The following is a 14,933-nucleotide window of genomic DNA, read 5'->3' as shown; positions in this document are numbered from 1 at the left end:
GAAACGAAAGCTCTAAAGCGACACTCAAACAGCGACAATAAAAACAGACTCTGCCTCAGATATCTCGCTCTCTTATGTCTCAATTCCCCCAGAAACCTCTTGTTGGGAGGTTATTTGTACCCCCCAGTACCCTATGTGAACTCAATCTAAAATCTAAAATCTAAAATTTAAAATCGATTGTTCGGAGTGTGATAAAAATCACTGACAGCAGGCAGCCCCTAAATGTAGAAAATGGTGGCGGCCAACAACTAGCTTCAAAACGGGCAGCGGAACCTGTGGCGGTTAAGCTAAAAGAATTGCGGTTCCGTTCAAAACAAATTGGAGTCATCGCTCGTGCGTATTAAGGAGGCTAATTGATGGTGTACGCAGAAAATTGGTCGCAGCCGTCTATCTTGGAACTAGCGCGATCGGGCAACTTTCAAGCCCTGAATTACTGGATTGACAGCTTGCTGCGCCCCGAAGGGATTTATGCCCGCGTCGAACAGGCTCAGGCCGGCTGCGTCCAAATCATCGTAGAATTCCAGCGCGAATTTGCGCCAGATACTACATTACTGGGGAGCACTCTCCGGGAAGGCTTAGTCAAATTTATTTGCCACCAACTCTGGAGACTCAACTCGCCAGCAGTAGAAGGAGTGCGAATTCACGCGCGCTTGGCTGGGGATGCAGACATTCTCTGGAAACAGTCAGTGCGAATTGTGACTCCGGCAAACCGCCAGCGGCGGCGTTACCGTTCCCTACCGGTCGTCGATTGGGTTAAATTTAAAACGTATCGTTCTCTGCTGCTAGTGGGATCGGCACTTGCCTCATTTATTTTAGGGTGTTGGGTCAGCTACCACGAAGCTCTGACCCTGCAGTCAGTATCTCCCGTATCCGGCTACCAGCAAGCTGCTGTAATTTCGGGGCCGCCTCCAAAACGTGCGGATACGGTGCAAGCGGCCTTAGAAGTAGTACCAGTAGTACAGCAAAAGCAAGTTGCTAATCCTTACGACCCAACAGTAACGCTGATGTTCGGAGGAAATGTGAATCTATCGGATGCGCTCGGAGCATCTGCTGCCAACGATCACCAATGGGCTTTCGCCAATATGGACGAGTACCGGCAAGCAGATGTGGCGATGGTTAACCTAGAAAACTCCCTGACTCGCTCTACATTGGGCTCTGGCAAAAAACAATTAAATTTTAAAGCCGATCCAGAATCGGTGAAAGTATTAACAGCCGGAGGAGTGGATATTGTCAATCTGGCAAATAGCCGCGCTATGGATTACGAGGAACCGGGGCTGGTGGAGACTATGAATACTCTAGATAATAGTGGGATTCAACACCTGGGAGCCGGCAGAGATATTAAAGAAGCGAGGCGTCCAGATATTATTGAAGTTAAGGGTCAGCGGATTGCCTACCTCGGTTATTACGATGCCGAGCTTAACGTCGCCGACCAAGGGAAAGCGGGCACTAATCCCCGCCGCAACAATCGCGTGGCCGAGGATATTCGAGCTCTTAGGGGTCAGGTAGACTGGATTATTGTTAATTACCACTGGGGAGTCGAATTGGCAGATTATCCGGGGGACTGGCAGATTGATTTGGCTCGGTTCACGATCAACCAAGGAGCTGATTTGGTAGTGGGACACCATCCCCAGGTACTGCAAGGTGCAGAAATTTATAAGGGCCGCCCGATAGTTTACTCGCTGGGTAATTTTATATTCGGCCCGAATGCTCGCAGGGATTACGATACCGCAGTCCTGAAAGTATCGCTCAAAGACAGGAATATGAAGGTAGAGTTTCTGCCTGTGGAGGTGAAAAAGTTTCAGCCGAAGGTGGTGAAGGGAGCAGCAGCAGATCGCATCCTCAAACGGGTCGAGCAAATTTCTAGTATTTTCGATCGACCGATGCCATCTTCTGTAGTTCTCGATTCCCTAGTCCAGCCAGGATCGGCATCAAAAACTCCAAATTCTCCCTTGCCAGGAGCAGCCAAGAGCGGTACATACCAGCCCGGGCGAGGTTCCGGGGGAGCCTCCGGTGAACGCAATCAGCAAGGCCCCGGACAACCCAAACCTACTTTGATTTTGCCGGCTTTGCCGGCTGCGCCCCAACAGCCGGACAACTCCTCATTTTTCCCGAACGGGACGGGGCCTGCAATTGAATCAAACCCACCTCCGAATCAAAATTTGCCGCCGCGCATCTACCCCACTCAACCTCAAAATCCCAGCCGGGAACCAGATCCGTTTACAAAAGAGCCATTCATCAAAGAGCCGTTTATTTCGCCCCCATCTCCCAGTCAAGGAGCAGTGCCGAGTCCCCAAAGCTATCTTCCCCCCAGTCGGCCAGTATCTTTTGAAGTCGCACTCAAAGGGCAGCCGACCTCAGCGATCGTTCCAGCTACCAGCAGCAACCGCTCCAAGCAGCGGATCGCCCTGCCCCCTATAGCTAGGAGCATTGGTTAGCCGGTGGCGGCCGGAGCGAGGATGCCGGGGAGGATAGGGGCGGTAATGGGTGAACATCAACATACTAGCGACCAATTATTAACGATCGACTTACTGACAACCAATGATCAATGACCTACTACCAATGACAAATGTGTTTGCGATCGCGCTCAAGCAAAAGCAGTACAAAACCTATATCCTCTCCGACGAAACCGCTAACTCTACTCTAGAAGTTGTGCCGGAACGGGGCGGTATTGCCACTAGCTGGCTGGTTGAAGGCAAAGAAATCTTCTATTTGGACGCGGAACGGTTCGCCAATCCCGATCTAACTGTACGTGGCGGGATTCCCATCCTGTTTCCCATCTGCAGCAATCTCCCCGAGAATACTTACACCCACAAGGGAGTGGATCGTAAGCTCAAACAGCACGGCTTTGCTCGTGACTTGCCTTGGACAATAGGCGAACAAGTTACGGAGGGTTGCGCGGCTCTGACGCTGATTCTCGACAGCAGCGACAAGACGCTGGCTGTTTATCCCTTTGATTTCCAACTAGCCTTCACATATCAGATTAAAGGCAATTCTTTGGAAATTTTTCAGCGCTATACCAATCTGTCTGACGAACCCATGCCGTTTTCTAGTGGTTTGCATCCCTACTTTTTGGCGACGGACAAATCTAAGCTCCGCTTTGAGATTCCGGGGATGCAGTACAGAGATCACAACACCCACCAAAAGGGTTATTTCACAGGGGTTTTTGACGAGACGCTGGATGAAATTGATGTTTCCTTTGACGAGCTCACTGGTCTTGCTGCTACTGTCACTGACGCGGCGAGCGGCTTGCGGCTCACCCTCAGTTACAACTCCAGCTATGGGAAGTTGGTTTTCTGGATGGTGAAGGGCAAGGATTTTTACTGTTTGGAACCTTGGACTGCTCCTCGAAATGCCCTCAACACTGGCGAACACTTGATTTATTTGCAGCCGGGAGCGACTTGCGAGATGCTGGTTCGCATGACTGCAAATTTTATTTAACAAAACACTTGCTATTTCAAATGAGGGGTGCTACTATTAGAAATTGTGTGCGGTAACAATGTTTTCGCGGGTCGCTAGCTCAGCGGTAGAGCATTCGGCTTTTAACCGATTGGTCTCGGGTTCAAATCCCGGGCGACCCATAAAAATTTGTGAGTTAAAAAGTTTGAGTTTTGAGTGGAATGCTTGGAACTCAAAATTTTGTTTGTTGAACTTTTTAGTAAATCTGGAAAGATAGTGCGCGATCGGTGGCAAATTGTCTTAAGATTATCGTAAGAATTGAGCTTGTCCAAAATTCACTGCCCAAAAATCACAAATAATTAGGAGGAATATCTATGGCGCTTGTACCTATGCGATTGCTGCTCGACCACGCGGCTGAAAATGGTTACGGCCTACCGGCTTACAACGTCAACAACATGGAGCAAATCCAAGCGATCATGCGCGCTGCTGACGAAACCAACAGCCCTGTGATTCTGCAAGCTTCTCGCGGCGCTCGCTCCTACGCTGGCGAAAATTTCCTGCGCCACTTGATTTTGGCAGCAGTTGAAACCTATCCTCACATTCCCATTTCCATGCACCAAGACCACGGCAATGCCCCCGGCACTTGCTATTCTGCCATGCGCCAAGGTTTCACCAGCGTGATGATGGACGGTTCTCTGGAAGCAGATGCTAAGACTCCCGCTAGCTACGAGTACAATGTTCAAGTTACTCGCGATGTGGTGAATGTTGCTCATTCGATCGGCGTTAGCGTTGAAGGCGAACTGGGTTGCTTGGGTTCTCTGGAAACAGGGATGGGCGAAGCAGAAGACGGCCACGGCTTTGAAGGTGCGCTTTCTCACGATCAGTTGCTGACAGATCCTGAACAAGCTGTGGATTTCGTTGAGCAAACCGGCGTTGATGCTCTAGCAGTCGCGATCGGCACTTCTCACGGCGCTTACAAGTTCACTCGCAAGCCGACTGGCGAAATTTTGGCAATCAGCCGCATTGAAGAAATTCACCGCCGCTTGCCGAATACTCACTTGGTAATGCACGGTTCTTCTTCTGTGCCCCAAGAATTGTTGGAAATCATCAACAGCAACGGCGGCAAAATCCGCGAAACCTACGGCGTACCTGTGGAAGAAATCCAAAAGGGCATTAAGTGCGGTGTTCGCAAGATCAATATCGATACTGACAACCGTTTGGCGATTACCGCTGCAGTACGCGAAGCTTTGTTTGCGAAGCCCGATGAGTTTGACCCCCGCCACTTCTTGAAGCCGTCGATCAAGTATATGCAGAAGGTTTGTAGCGATCGTTACAACTCTTTCGGTTGCGCCGGTCACGGTACAAAGATTAAGCAAGTGTCTTTGGATGATTTTGCAGCTAAGTATGCTAAGGGCGAATTGAGCTCTTCTGCTAAGAAGACTGTGGCTGTTTAAGAATTTTAGGTTTTAGATTTTAGATTTGTCTGAGGTCTAAAGTTAGGATTGCCGGGTAGCTTTGAAGTTGCCCGGTTTTTGTTTTTGGACACAAATCAATAGAAGTGATATCAAATCCGGTAGCATAGGAATTATTCATCTCTCTGTTCTCTGACTCTGTGTTCTCTGTGTCCTCTGCGGTTTAATCATTCCAATTCAACCGGAATTCATATGATATTGAAAACTGCGATCGCTATAGCAGTTTCCCTATTTTTGCTTACAATGAAGCTAATTTTCCTTGGAAATTCAACCGTTTGAATCAAAGGTGAACGAATGGCAAAGGTTATTGCAGTTACAGAAGCTATTAAAAGCCAAGAGGAGGCTGAATCAAGGTTGAATTTGAGCCGAACTGAGGATGAGGCTTTTTTTACAGAGTGGCAAACCCAATTGCCAAGTCTCAGCGATTCTGAACAGACTGCTTTGGATACGCTACGACGTAGATTGCTATATCATAGAGCCGATGGAGAATTGTTAGAAGGGGCAGTGACATTGTTGGTGGCATCACCTTTGTTAGAACTGGCGGGATTCTACGATCCACCTTTCAGGATGAAGGCTGAAGCTGCGATTGAAATTGCGATCGATGATGGGGAAGAAACCCTGCGCGGACGAATTGATATCTTGATTTTACAGAATCAGCTTTGGGTAATGGTTTTGGAGTGTAAGAAGACTACGATTGCGACGAGATCGGCATTACCCCAAGCATTAGCATACATGATGGCAAATCCTGATTTGGATAAACCGAGATTTGGTATGTTGACGAATGGCGATGATGTGTTGTTTGTGAAACTCAGGGATCAACCTACACCCGAATACGGGTTATCGCGGGCATTTTCGATTTATACTGTGCGAAGTGAATTGCGATCTGCTTTTCAAGTCTTGAAGCATTTAGGGCAAGGCATCACTACCGTCTAAGTTAAGGTGAAGGTATTGCTCATCGGCATAGAGACGTGCCATCTGCTACAAATCCTCGTCCATCACTTCATCGTTTTCCCGAATTTCTGTTTCAATTTCATCGGAGAAAGCTTCGGCGTATGCCCAAGCGTTAGCAATATCAGTCGCAGATAGCGATAGATAGCTTGTGAGTAAATCAGCTTCGCTATAGCCAATGCGACGAGCTTCTACAAGTCCCCAAACGGTGATGCGAGTTCCAGCAATGCAGGCACTCCCGCCACAAACATCAGCCCTTTTTTCAATACCGCGCCAAGGAGTGATTTTGCCTTGGGATAGGAGTTGAACGACTTGAGCTTTTTCGTCGTCAGAGAGTGCCCGCAGTTGAGGCTCTAATTCTTTCAGCGTCATGGCAAACAATGGAATTGCGACTACCGATCATTCTATCGAACCGATCGCCCCATTTACCCGATCGCCCATTGCCACTTCTAGTAATTTGGGTGAAGCGCGGGGAATGCAAGCAATGGTTGTATCCATTACACTGCACGGGCGATCGCCCTCCCCATACGCTTGCTTGCACAACTCAAGCTTTGAAATGTTCTAGGGTACTATAACGCAGCAGATAATCCAGGTTATTTGTCAAGTTTTTTGCCACAAAAACTTGACAATTTAGAAAGTGGTGAGAATAATGGGATTAAGACCCTGACCTGGGATTCAAGGGGTCAGGAACCTCAGCCTAAAGGCATGAGGCTTGAAGGAGAAATCTAACAAGCCATTCTGACCAGCCTAAGTCCTTCGCGGACTACGTTTTTTGAGTCACGACACCCGCTTGATGCGTAGCTAGTCCCCTGCTCTGTCGCTGAGAGTTAAACAGTTCTAAGGTCACGCTTTACAGTGCTTTGGGCCTAACAAGCTCACTAAACATTGACCGACAAGCTAACTTTACTCCGAAAGGAGAACGGGACAACCATATCCCGGCGGGGAGGCAACCATACCTCCCCGGCCCCTCAAGGGGATTCACTTCAATGTAAAGCCGTCCTACGAAGGACGGGGTTTCAAACCCATAATTCTGATGAAAAGGAGTCAAGTCAACACAGCAGAGTTAATTCGCAGACAGATTGAGGAACGGCCAGAAGGCTATTGGCGGCACTCTGACTTTTCTAACCTGCCGTCAACTGCGGTCAGCAAAGCACTTTCCCGAATGGCGGAAAACGGAATTTTGGAGCGAGTCAGCAAAGGACTATACTATCGATCGCGCCCGACTCGATTTGGTCGCAGTCGTCCCTCTCCAAGCGATATCCAAAAACTGCTGACAAAACAAAACTTGCATCCGGCTGGACTGAGTGCGGCTAATTTATTAGGGTTTACCACTCAAAACGCAATTCAAGGTGAATTTGCTACCTCAGCGAACAGTGTCCCCCGCACTATAATTGGTTCTCGCGCCCGAATCCACACTCGCAGACCTGAAACTTGGAATCGCTTAGAAGCGACTGATGCAGCAATGCTTGATTTTTTAAGGTCTAGGGGTAAGTTGAGCGAGTTGTCTCTGACGGAGACTAAGCAAAGGTTGCTAGACTATTTTCGAGAAGGATCTCGCTTTGAACGTTTGCTTGCAGTTGCAGATGCGGAACCGCCGCGAGTACGAGCTATGCTGGGTGCGATCGGACAGGAACTCAGAAAGAGTGTTAAAGAGCTAGAAAAACTCCGAAAAAGCCTAAATCCAGTCTCTCGGTTTGATTTTGGTAAATTCAGCAATCTGAGTTATGCCAAGGAGTGGCAAGCCGAGTGAAAATGTTTGAACATCCTGATTTCCGCGATGCTGTCATCGCAGCTAGGGAACATTTCGATCGCTTTGGACTCACCGAACAATTCATCGAGAAAGATTACTATGTCACCTCGGCGCTGCGAATTGTGGCGAATCAGTGGCGTACTCAAGTCATTTTTAAAGGCGGAACCAGCCTCTCGAAGGGGTGGAAAGTGATAGAACGATTCTCGGAGGATATCGATCTGTTTTTGAACAAACAGGCATTCGTTCCTCCCCTTGGTGCAAACAGAATTGACAAAGAATTAGCAGCAATCGAAAGTGCTGTGGGAGAGCATCCTGCTTTGACGCTAGAACCTGATTCGTCCAAGCGGAAGCGGGGGGTTTTTCGCAATAGCTATTTCAGCTACACTCAGCAATTTTCGGGCAATCAGGCGATCGCCAATCGTGTATTCTTAGAAATGGGAACTCGCAGCGGCACTTATCCTACGCAGACTGTACAACTGTCTTCCTATGTGGCTGAATTTCTGCGTGAAATTGGGCAGAGTCTTGATACTGAAGATGAATTGCCTTTCTCTATGCTATTGCTGGACTTTCGGCGTACCTTTGTTGAGAAACTGTTTGCAATTCACTCTAAAGTAGTGAAGATTCAGCAGGATGGGCAATCAATTGGAATCTACGCCAGACATTACTACGACCTGTTTTGTTTAGCTCAAAATTCCGAAGTGCGCCAAATGTTCCAAACTGATGAATACAGCCAGATTAAAGAGGATTGCGATCGCATTAGCCGCGAACACTTCCCAGATTATCAGCCGCCGTCAGCGATGAATTTTTCCAACAGTTCGGCTCTCTTCCCAACAGGAGAACTGCGTCAAACTATTGCTAGAGAATACGAACAGCAGTGCGGTAGACTCTGCTATGGAAATTATCCATCATGGGGGGAAATTGAAGCTTGTTTTGAAGAATTTCGCGATCGGCTTTGACTGTTGAGCCTGAAGCATATCGTTGGTTATAACTGAGATGTTGCACCATTCTCAATTAGCCGTAGGGGCGGGTTCGCCAACAGCCTTAAAGCTTGCAAATAGGTTCTATAAACCCGCCCGACCCCACGAAAAATCCTCTTATTGATATTGCTGCAAGATGCCAGTTATAACCCAATACGGTTCAGTTAAGCTCGATCCCCCCTAGCCTAGGGCGGGCACTCTTGACACCGCCCCTACGAAGGGGAGTAAGCTGTTCGGCATTTAAAGGACTTGCGTAAGGTGCGTCAGCATCTAAGGTTTTCCGTTTCAGCGTAAGGGTTCGCTTCTGACGCACCCTACTAGCCTCGTTACTGGTTTAAATGCTCCACAGCTTAGGGGGTGGGACAAGAAATTACTCTTGCGTCCCCCAACAATCAGGGGGATTTAGGGGATCTCGCCCGGAATAAATAGTTTTAACCCAAGCGTATTGGGTTATAACCCTTTGATATATTCCCTGATTACTGGCGGCAGAGTGTAAAAATTTGCTTGTTGTTCTATCCAGGAGCGCCGCGATAGAGATTGCAAGGCATTTAGCAAATCTGAAGCCGGAATTCTGTCATTTTCTAGCAATTTTGCCCGGTTGATGGGCTGGCTTTCTTTCGCTAACAAGGAGATTACTTGTTTTTCTAGTTCGGATAGGCGATCGAACTGTTGCTGTAAAACATCTTTCAAATCTTCCGGCAACAATATCGTATCATTTGGTAATAACTCTGTCACGCCTCCTCCCAAGTCTTGAATCAGATTCGCCACGCTTTTTAACCATAGGGGGTTGCCTTGGTAGCGATGAATGAGTGCTTCACTGTTGTCGCTTTCTTCTAACCCATAATCTCTGAGTATTTCCCGTCCGGCGGCGATGTCTAAACCTTGGAGTTGTAAGGTGCGAATAGAAGTATTTTGGCTTTTAACTTGAGTCACTTCTCTCGGTTGTTCCCAACCGATTAACATACAGCAGCTTTGATGGGATAATTTTTCTATTTGTTTGAATAAGGTGCGATATTCTTGGGATTCTGGTTTATATTTTCCTGCAAATTCGCCGCTACAGAAAAGGTGGTGAACGTCATCTAAGACTATTAAACAGCGATGGTTTTGTAAATACTTAATCAGCGGTAAGGGTTTCTGGTTTGTTGGGGATGAATCTTGTTTTTCGGAATGGGAAAAAAGCTGTATTAGGTTAGATTTAAATTTTTCTAGGGTGGGGAATTCGTCTAGTGTGTACCAAACTGCGTACTCAAACTCGTCTTTAATTTGTTGTACGAGTTGTACTGCTAGGGATGTTTTGCCGATACCGCTGATGCCGGTGAGGGTGATGAGGCGGCAGTGTTGTTGTAGAATCCAGGTGGTGAGGGTTTGGAGTTCGGGCGTGCGCGAGTAGAAATCGCCCACCTCTGGCATTTCGCTTAAATCTTGATGTAGAGTTTTAGTTTGTTGTGGGTTAGATGTTTCCTGATTTGGTGGGTTTGAGTTTGGGATATTTGGCGGGTGTCTAGCTTCTCCACAGATGTTAACGCTGTTAATTTGCACCGATTCTTCTTGTGCAACGTTTGAATATATTGAAACTTCCAACCTCTCCATTGCCGATCTAAAATTTGTTTTATTAACATCTTCTCCCAACTCTTCTGAAAGTATCTGCCATAATTCCGATCCGATTTCCCTGATGCGACTTTCCGAACAGTCAAAATCTTTCGCTATTTCTTTGTATTTCTCGCGTTGTATAGTTCCCCGCAGTACCGCTGCTTGTAAATCGTCAAGGTGCTGACCTGTTTTCTCGAAAACTATGCGATCGGCGACATTTAACATTTCTTTAAGATTCATCTGGCAGGGAGATGCGAGAGTTTTGTGTATTGTAGCTTAGATTTCCGGCTTTTTAGTACATTTTCGTACAAAACTAGATAAGACAAAATGAAAGCAGGAGAAAATTGTCTGCAAAATAGAACATTTTTTGACTAGACAAAGTTTTAATTTATAAGGATAATTAGGAGAACTACAAAGCATAAATAAAGGTGTTTACCATGACAAGCTATGAGAGCGTAGCTAAGGCAGAACTCTTGTACTACCAAGGAAATGTAAATGCAAGAATGGGAAGGTTTCAGGATGCTTTATACCTCTACGATCAAGCTATAGCAGTCGATGGTAATAAGCCAATGTATTACAACAATCGTGCTGGCACTCTCAAGAGGTTAGGAAGATTGCAGGATGCAATCAAGCAATATGAAGAAATTATCCAGAAGTTTCCTGACTATGGAAAAGCTTTCCTTTCTATAGGCAGCACTAGCATTGAGACTGGTGACTATCAAGGAGCTATTTCTAGCTATCGTCGTTTTCTTTCTGCATACGAGAAGGGACAGTTCACCTTTAATCCGATAGTGGGAGGAATCAATCATAGTGTGTACGGTGATGACTTACTAGAAACTGCACTGCTTACATCAATCAATTACCTTTCTGAAGAACAACAAAGGCTTGCAATTCAAGCTTTTCAGGAAGCACATAACTGAATCGAGTTGACTGAAAGCTGTCTATCTCAAAAATACTGAAAGTGGTAATTATGTGTCAACCAATTAGTGAAATTTCTTACAGGCTGTGGTTACTTACAAACCTTGAAAATGAAGGAAAAGGAGGCGAACTTCTAGTCGATTCCTATACTTTTGATCCCAATTTATCTCAAGGAGATGTCGTTCATATCGAGAAATGGAGGGTAGGAGTTAGAACAGATGATACATTACAAAACCAATCTTTCTCTTTTGAAGCAAGAGTTATGGAAATAAAAAAGGAGGTTGTGCGGAATCACAGCTTCGTTGTTAATATCATTTTGGAGTCACATAATAGAGAAACCATATCTCAACTAAGAGAAGCCCTGAGAGATAACAATCCAGAGCAATTTCCACAAGGAGTCTAGCACGATCGCCCACCAAGCATATTCTATTAACCCTCGTGTTACCCAACCTCTTTTTCCACTCACACTCTGAGCGATTTCCACCATTTCAAAGGGCTATGGTTGCACTCTAGGCGTGAAGCGTAGCTATCCCATAGGGAATCGCCCCAGCAAAAGAAAGGCAGATCGCCATTAAAACACGAGTTTAAAGGCTAAAATAAATGTATGTAATCTTAAACAAGCGATATGCCTCTCAGCGAGCTTTTAGCCAGCGTCGATCAATTATCTCATCAAGATAAACTGCGACTCATTCACTTTCTCCTACTTGCAGTTGCCAAGGAACAAGGATGCAGCCTAGAATTGGCTGAAGATACTAATTCAGAAAATATACTTTTGAATCAACTAGCATCAACGAGTGCAGTTGTATGGTCTCCACAGGCCGATCGAGAATCAGTTCAAGCATTATCAGAACTTCTACTTGCCGCCCAAGAATCAGCTCATGCTTAATAGTCAGCGATTTCCATTTATAGAGCGAATTGATAGCCTTGGGCGATCGAGTATCATGCCATATTTGCCAATCACTCTCTCCAACGGCAGCAACTCCGTAGAAGTGATGGCATTGTTGGATACGGGTGCAAGTGTCAACGTTTTGCCTTATCAGATTGGTCTACAACTAGGGGCAACATGGGAACAGCAAACCGTTCCTATTCAATTGAGTGGGAATTTGGCTCACAGTGAGGCGCGGGGATTGGTGCTTTCGGCTACAGTTGCTCAGTTTTCGTCGCTCTTGCTGGCATTCGCTTGGACTCGTTCGACAGATGCACCTGTAATCCTTGGACACCTCAACTTTTTCTCGGAGTTTAATGTCTGTTTTTTTCGTCACGAGTTAGCTTTTGAGCTTTACCCAAGAGAAAAATGAATTGTTTAACCAATATGCGATCGCCCTTTCTTGTTTCTGATGACCGATCGCCTAAAATGAAAGAGCGATCGCCCTTTGTTTTTTCTGATGAGCGATCGCCCCATCACGCATCAAGAGCGATCGATGTCTGCAACCAAAAGCATCAACGTTAGTTTTAACTCACTGCAAATTCTGTGAACTGACGCATATAAGGTGGATGAAACCCAACCACAATGTCCGACTTCGGCACACCTATATTAACCAGCTCTTGCCCTAAATCGATTTCTGTTCCATTCTGCTGAATCCAGATTTTGTCATCCTTAATATCGAGATGTATAGGACAACCGTAAACTCGCTGTTTGTTATCCCAACCCACTCGAACAACTTGATAATGATTGTGTTCTGTGTCAAAAACAACTTGCACATCCACTTCTCCATAAGAAGGCTTGTAGGCAGCATATTTCGTGAGAATTTGTTTGATACAATCCCGATACTTTTCTATTTTTTCCATAAAACTATTACCTCTTCTTCTACGTCATAAACCAATAATTTTAACTGGTAATCTTCCACAACAGCGGTTGTAAATTCTCGCTTGAAGAAATCGTTATACGCCGTCAAAGGAATTGCCAAAAATAGCTGACGTTGGGGGTCTTTAAACTTGAGTGCTATACGGTAGTTGATAAATTGTCCAACCGCTAAATGAAAATCTGTTATCGGTGAAGTATTCAAAAAGCTCTTGATTTATACAGCAATTTTCTCGCCCTGCCGTTGGGCTGCCAGCAGACGTTCCGCCCCCAGATCGATTAACATATCAACTCCACCCACACTGATGGAAAGTGGGTCATCTGTAATCTGCCAACCGTCCTTTTGCAACGCAATCTTCACAACATCATGAAATTTATCCTTTGCTGACATAAAGCCCTGATGACAAACAATTATAATTATAGTGGCATTAATTGAGATGTGTGAGTGCAGTTCAAATTGTTGACTCACCAAATCAAACCTCGCGTGCGAGATCCCTCTCGTAAGGTTTGTCCAAGAGAGTGCGATCGCCCTTCACAGCAAATACTAAACAGTGCGATGATTGTACAGAGTGCGATGCTTGAGTTAAACAAAAGATCGATCGCCCTATGGACAAAGATTTCTGCTAAAGTATAGCGCGTACTTAAATCAAACAGCCTACACTTGTGGAAAGAATTCCACACGAGCCCTTAGTAGTTCGTGGGGGTCGTAATCGCAAGCGAAGATATTAAACGCAGCACGGCAACTTACCCCAGCGGCATCACGGGAATTTCTGTAGAATGTGCAGTAGGATTATCTGTAGCAGAGTTAGCAGAGACAATCCCTCATGGACAAGTTGGTGTGACCACAGTGGGTGAGGTTCGATCGTCCGATGGAGATGTCATCCGTACTTCTGGCCGAAGTCCAAATCATGCAACATTAACTGGCTTAACACCAGAACAAGCAAGTCTGCTGCTGACACCAACGATTCCTAATCCATCACAACAATCATCCTGAGTAAAGTAAAAATATGAAATATCCCAGAATCTTTGCAGACTTTCATAATGCGGATGAACAAGGTCGCCTTCGCCTAAATTGCGTTGGTACGATTGAAGATTTGAGTCGCCAAAATATTAAGTTGGAAGATGGCAAATTTTTAGCATTGTATAACGAAGAGTTAGAAGTCGATGGCGTAGTGCAATATTCAGAAGAGGAAAGTCTTTGGGTTGCAGTAATTGATTGGAAGCAAATTAGGCAGGTAGAGGATATGCTTGTTCAAGCAACAGTCTAGTGCGATCGCTAGCTAAATGCGGGTATCAAGTAAAAGTTTCATTCCAAAACTTCCCACAGTTCAGCGACAGGAGCAATTAAATCTCCTAATATTTCACCGCTTCCTTTCATTGCACCAAAGGTGGGGCGTTGAGCTTGGGTGGTCGCAGGATAAATAATCACTAATGCTTTTCCTTCATGGATGACGGTTAGAGGGGTTTTGGTACGTTCGACCTCTATAAGTAGAGTCTGGAGGGTTTGAGGTAATTCAGTCGTGGTAATTTGTGCCATTTGTTGACCTTTCACAATCTTATTCTATTTCTACTATGATAATGCGAGGATTAGACGGAAAGCGATGCTTGAGTGAAAAAAAAACGCTCGCCCCTCACACCAAATACCAAACACTGCGATGATTCTACGGAGTGCGATCGCACATAATCATCATCCCTAATTTGCGATCGACCTCCCGCATCAATTCTCAACAAAGCATCAGGCTGAAATTCGTTATCTGCGTCCAAGCGCACAGTAGCATTTTCGCCCAATTCCACCCCAGCCAACGTATAATTTGATTGTGTGGTTCGCCGTGACTTCTGAATCTTACCGATGATGCCACATAAAATATTTTTTTAATCTATTCAGTTAGCCATAAAAATTCAAGTAAACATAGCATCACGGGAGCGAGTTTTGTCGCATTAAACTCGCTCCTAAGCTGTTCTGCATTTAAACTACACAGTCAAAATTTGATAAAGTTCTTGTGGGGTGGGCGTCTCGCCCGCACAAAAAATGCAATTTAGATGTAGAACAGCTTAATATCAAATTTTAACTAAATCCGCCC

General features: G+C 45.7%; 20 protein-coding genes, 1 tRNA gene and 1 pseudogene. 16 read left to right on the top strand and 6 right to left on the bottom strand.

The genetic code is table 11. The features are described 5' to 3' along the window. The first annotated feature begins 188 nt into the window (after window positions 1–188). The 6 genes from QUB12_RS16625 to QUB12_RS16600 all read left to right on the top strand — a co-directional run bounded on the left by QUB12_RS16625 (window position 189) and on the right by QUB12_RS16600 (window position 5,801). Window positions 189–344: a hypothetical protein gene (locus QUB12_RS16625; protein WP_158307982.1), complete on the top strand. Its 156-nt coding sequence runs from the start codon at window positions 189–191 to the stop codon at window positions 342–344. Window positions 345–356: 12 nt separating this feature from the next. Further along, the gene (locus tag QUB12_RS16620; RefSeq protein ID WP_333307681.1) at window positions 357–2,435 is read left to right on the top strand and encodes a CapA family protein; all 2,079 of its coding nucleotides are present in this window, start codon (window positions 357–359) and stop codon (window positions 2,433–2,435) included. Window positions 2,436–2,568: 133 nt separating this feature from the next. Further along, the gene (locus tag QUB12_RS16615; protein ID WP_445252038.1) at window positions 2,569–3,438 is read left to right on the top strand and encodes an aldose epimerase family protein; all 870 of its coding nucleotides are present in this window, start codon (window positions 2,569–2,571) and stop codon (window positions 3,436–3,438) included. 68 nt (window positions 3,439–3,506) lie between these two features. Beyond that, window positions 3,507–3,578 (top strand) — tRNA-Lys (locus QUB12_RS16610). A 192-nt stretch (window positions 3,579–3,770) separates the two neighbouring features. Continuing rightward, a complete protein-coding gene (gene fba / locus QUB12_RS16605; protein WP_006633469.1) occupies window positions 3,771–4,850 on the top strand; it encodes a class II fructose-bisphosphate aldolase in 1,080 nt (359 codons plus the stop codon). 312 nt (window positions 4,851–5,162) lie between these two features. Further along, entirely contained in the window at window positions 5,163–5,801 is a 639-nt protein-coding gene (locus tag QUB12_RS16600) for a type I restriction endonuclease (protein WP_333143082.1), read from the top strand. Window positions 5,802–5,846: 45 nt separating this feature from the next. On the opposite strand, the gene QUB12_RS16595 is transcribed toward QUB12_RS16600, so the two are convergent. Beyond that, window positions 5,847–6,188: a DUF433 domain-containing protein gene (locus QUB12_RS16595; protein WP_333143081.1), complete on the bottom strand. Its 342-nt coding sequence runs from the start codon at window positions 6,186–6,188 to the stop codon at window positions 5,847–5,849. Between QUB12_RS16595 and QUB12_RS16590 the strand changes: the two genes are divergently transcribed. The 3 genes from QUB12_RS16590 to QUB12_RS16580 all read left to right on the top strand — a co-directional run bounded on the left by QUB12_RS16590 (window position 6,187) and on the right by QUB12_RS16580 (window position 8,522). Further along, window positions 6,187–6,381, top strand: coding sequence for a hypothetical protein (locus QUB12_RS16590; protein WP_333143080.1), 195 nt, complete (start codon window positions 6,187–6,189; stop codon window positions 6,379–6,381). The two genes, QUB12_RS16595 and QUB12_RS16590, sit on opposite strands and share 2 nt — an antisense overlap. A gap of 468 nt (window positions 6,382–6,849) precedes the next feature. Further along, on the top strand, window positions 6,850–7,566 hold the full coding sequence (locus tag QUB12_RS16585) for a DUF6088 family protein (RefSeq protein ID WP_333143079.1): 717 nt from the start codon (window positions 6,850–6,852) through the stop codon (window positions 7,564–7,566). 2 nt (window positions 7,567–7,568) lie between these two features. Next, a complete protein-coding gene (locus tag QUB12_RS16580; RefSeq protein WP_333143078.1) occupies window positions 7,569–8,522 on the top strand; it encodes a nucleotidyl transferase AbiEii/AbiGii toxin family protein in 954 nt (317 codons plus the stop codon). Window positions 8,523–8,993: 471 nt separating this feature from the next. Here the strand turns inward: QUB12_RS16580 and QUB12_RS16575 are convergent, their stop codons facing one another. Further along, window positions 8,994–10,373, bottom strand: coding sequence for an ATP-binding protein (locus tag QUB12_RS16575; RefSeq protein WP_333307679.1), 1,380 nt, complete (start codon window positions 10,371–10,373; stop codon window positions 8,994–8,996). Between the two features lie 197 nt (window positions 10,374–10,570). Between QUB12_RS16575 and QUB12_RS16570 the strand changes: the two genes are divergently transcribed. The 5 genes from QUB12_RS16570 (at window position 10,571) to QUB12_RS16550 (ending at window position 12,501) form a co-directional block, all read left to right on the top strand. Next, the gene (locus QUB12_RS16570; RefSeq protein ID WP_333287028.1) at window positions 10,571–11,053 is read left to right on the top strand and encodes a tetratricopeptide repeat protein; all 483 of its coding nucleotides are present in this window, start codon (window positions 10,571–10,573) and stop codon (window positions 11,051–11,053) included. Between the two features lie 50 nt (window positions 11,054–11,103). Then, window positions 11,104–11,454: a hypothetical protein gene (locus tag QUB12_RS16565; RefSeq protein WP_333246884.1), complete on the top strand. Its 351-nt coding sequence runs from the start codon at window positions 11,104–11,106 to the stop codon at window positions 11,452–11,454. Window positions 11,455–11,676: 222 nt separating this feature from the next. Next, the gene (locus QUB12_RS16560) at window positions 11,677–11,937 is read left to right on the top strand and encodes a hypothetical protein (RefSeq protein ID WP_333287026.1); all 261 of its coding nucleotides are present in this window, start codon (window positions 11,677–11,679) and stop codon (window positions 11,935–11,937) included. Beyond that, window positions 11,930–12,349 carry a hypothetical protein gene (locus tag QUB12_RS16555; RefSeq protein WP_333143073.1) on the top strand — a complete coding sequence of 140 codons (420 nt, stop codon included), beginning with the start codon at window positions 11,930–11,932 and terminating at the stop codon, window positions 12,347–12,349. The genes QUB12_RS16560 and QUB12_RS16555 overlap by 8 nt, the downstream gene beginning before the upstream one ends. Beyond that, window positions 12,346–12,501 (top strand): hypothetical protein, encoded by a 156-nt coding sequence (locus tag QUB12_RS16550; protein ID WP_333307676.1) that lies wholly within the window; start codon window positions 12,346–12,348, stop codon window positions 12,499–12,501. Before QUB12_RS16555 ends, QUB12_RS16550 begins: the two co-directional genes overlap by 4 nt. Window positions 12,502–12,503: 2 nt before the next feature. On the opposite strand, the gene QUB12_RS16545 is transcribed toward QUB12_RS16550, so the two are convergent. Further along, window positions 12,504–12,839, bottom strand: coding sequence for a XisI protein (locus QUB12_RS16545; protein WP_333287022.1), 336 nt, complete (start codon window positions 12,837–12,839; stop codon window positions 12,504–12,506). Further along, a pseudogene (locus tag QUB12_RS16540) lies at window positions 12,827–13,243 on the bottom strand (XisH family protein). Before QUB12_RS16540 ends, QUB12_RS16545 begins: the two are co-directional and overlap by 13 nt. Window positions 13,244–13,549: 306 nt before the next feature. On the opposite strand from QUB12_RS16540, the gene QUB12_RS16535 reads away from it, so the two are divergent. Together QUB12_RS16535 and QUB12_RS16530 are read left to right on the top strand one after the other, a co-directional pair. Beyond that, window positions 13,550–13,846 carry a flavoredoxin gene (locus QUB12_RS16535; protein WP_333287020.1) on the top strand — a complete coding sequence of 99 codons (297 nt, stop codon included), beginning with the start codon at window positions 13,550–13,552 and terminating at the stop codon, window positions 13,844–13,846. Between the two features lie 13 nt (window positions 13,847–13,859). Beyond that, on the top strand, window positions 13,860–14,120 hold the full coding sequence (locus QUB12_RS16530) for a hypothetical protein (protein ID WP_333287018.1): 261 nt from the start codon (window positions 13,860–13,862) through the stop codon (window positions 14,118–14,120). Between the two features lie 38 nt (window positions 14,121–14,158). Here QUB12_RS16530 and QUB12_RS16525 read toward each other — a convergent pair whose 3' ends face one another. Both QUB12_RS16525 and QUB12_RS16520 read right to left on the bottom strand, forming a co-directional pair. Then, on the bottom strand, window positions 14,159–14,389 hold the full coding sequence (locus QUB12_RS16525; RefSeq protein ID WP_333287017.1) for a type II toxin-antitoxin system Phd/YefM family antitoxin: 231 nt from the start codon (window positions 14,387–14,389) through the stop codon (window positions 14,159–14,161). A gap of 50 nt (window positions 14,390–14,439) precedes the next feature. Beyond that, window positions 14,440–14,655, bottom strand: coding sequence for a hypothetical protein (locus tag QUB12_RS16520; RefSeq protein WP_333287015.1), 216 nt, complete (start codon window positions 14,653–14,655; stop codon window positions 14,440–14,442). Between the last annotated feature and the right edge of the window lie 278 nt (window positions 14,656–14,933).

The sequence above is a fragment of the Microcoleus sp. B7-D4 genome, assembly GCF_036705125.1.
Taxonomy (GTDB): Bacteria; Cyanobacteriota; Cyanobacteriia; order Cyanobacteriales; family Microcoleaceae; genus Microcoleus.
Note: the sequence above shows the minus strand (reverse complement) of the source record. Positions and strands in the feature narration are given on the sequence as shown.

Excerpts from the sequence above, each read along its gene's own strand:
- QUB12_RS16585 (WP_333143079.1), top strand. The coding sequence starts at position 6,850 with ATGAAAAGGAGTCAAGTCAACACAGCAGAGTTAATTCGCAGACAGATT.
- QUB12_RS16570 (WP_333287028.1), top strand. The coding sequence starts at position 10,571 with ATGACAAGCTATGAGAGCGTAGCTAAGGCAGAACTCTTGTACTACCAA.
- fba (WP_006633469.1), top strand. The coding sequence starts at position 3,771 with ATGGCGCTTGTACCTATGCGATTGCTGCTCGACCACGCGGCTGAAAAT.
- QUB12_RS16590 (WP_333143080.1), top strand. The coding sequence starts at position 6,187 with ATGGCAAACAATGGAATTGCGACTACCGATCATTCTATCGAACCGATC.
- QUB12_RS16545 (WP_333287022.1), bottom strand. The coding sequence starts at position 12,839 with ATGGAAAAAATAGAAAAGTATCGGGATTGTATCAAACAAATTCTCACG.
- QUB12_RS16555 (WP_333143073.1), top strand. The coding sequence starts at position 11,930 with ATGCTTAATAGTCAGCGATTTCCATTTATAGAGCGAATTGATAGCCTT.
- QUB12_RS16565 (WP_333246884.1), top strand. The coding sequence starts at position 11,104 with ATGTGTCAACCAATTAGTGAAATTTCTTACAGGCTGTGGTTACTTACA.
- QUB12_RS16595 (WP_333143081.1), bottom strand. The coding sequence starts at position 6,188 with ATGACGCTGAAAGAATTAGAGCCTCAACTGCGGGCACTCTCTGACGAC.
- QUB12_RS16530 (WP_333287018.1), top strand. The coding sequence starts at position 13,860 with ATGAAATATCCCAGAATCTTTGCAGACTTTCATAATGCGGATGAACAA.
- QUB12_RS16580 (WP_333143078.1), top strand. The coding sequence starts at position 7,569 with ATGTTTGAACATCCTGATTTCCGCGATGCTGTCATCGCAGCTAGGGAA.
- QUB12_RS16600 (WP_333143082.1), top strand. The coding sequence starts at position 5,163 with ATGGCAAAGGTTATTGCAGTTACAGAAGCTATTAAAAGCCAAGAGGAG.
- QUB12_RS16550 (WP_333307676.1), top strand. The coding sequence starts at position 12,346 with ATGAATTGTTTAACCAATATGCGATCGCCCTTTCTTGTTTCTGATGAC.
- QUB12_RS16575 (WP_333307679.1), bottom strand. The coding sequence starts at position 10,373 with ATGAATCTTAAAGAAATGTTAAATGTCGCCGATCGCATAGTTTTCGAG.
- QUB12_RS16620 (WP_333307681.1), top strand. The coding sequence starts at position 357 with ATGGTGTACGCAGAAAATTGGTCGCAGCCGTCTATCTTGGAACTAGCG.
- QUB12_RS16560 (WP_333287026.1), top strand. The coding sequence starts at position 11,677 with ATGCCTCTCAGCGAGCTTTTAGCCAGCGTCGATCAATTATCTCATCAA.
- QUB12_RS16525 (WP_333287017.1), bottom strand. The coding sequence starts at position 14,389 with ATGGCACAAATTACCACGACTGAATTACCTCAAACCCTCCAGACTCTA.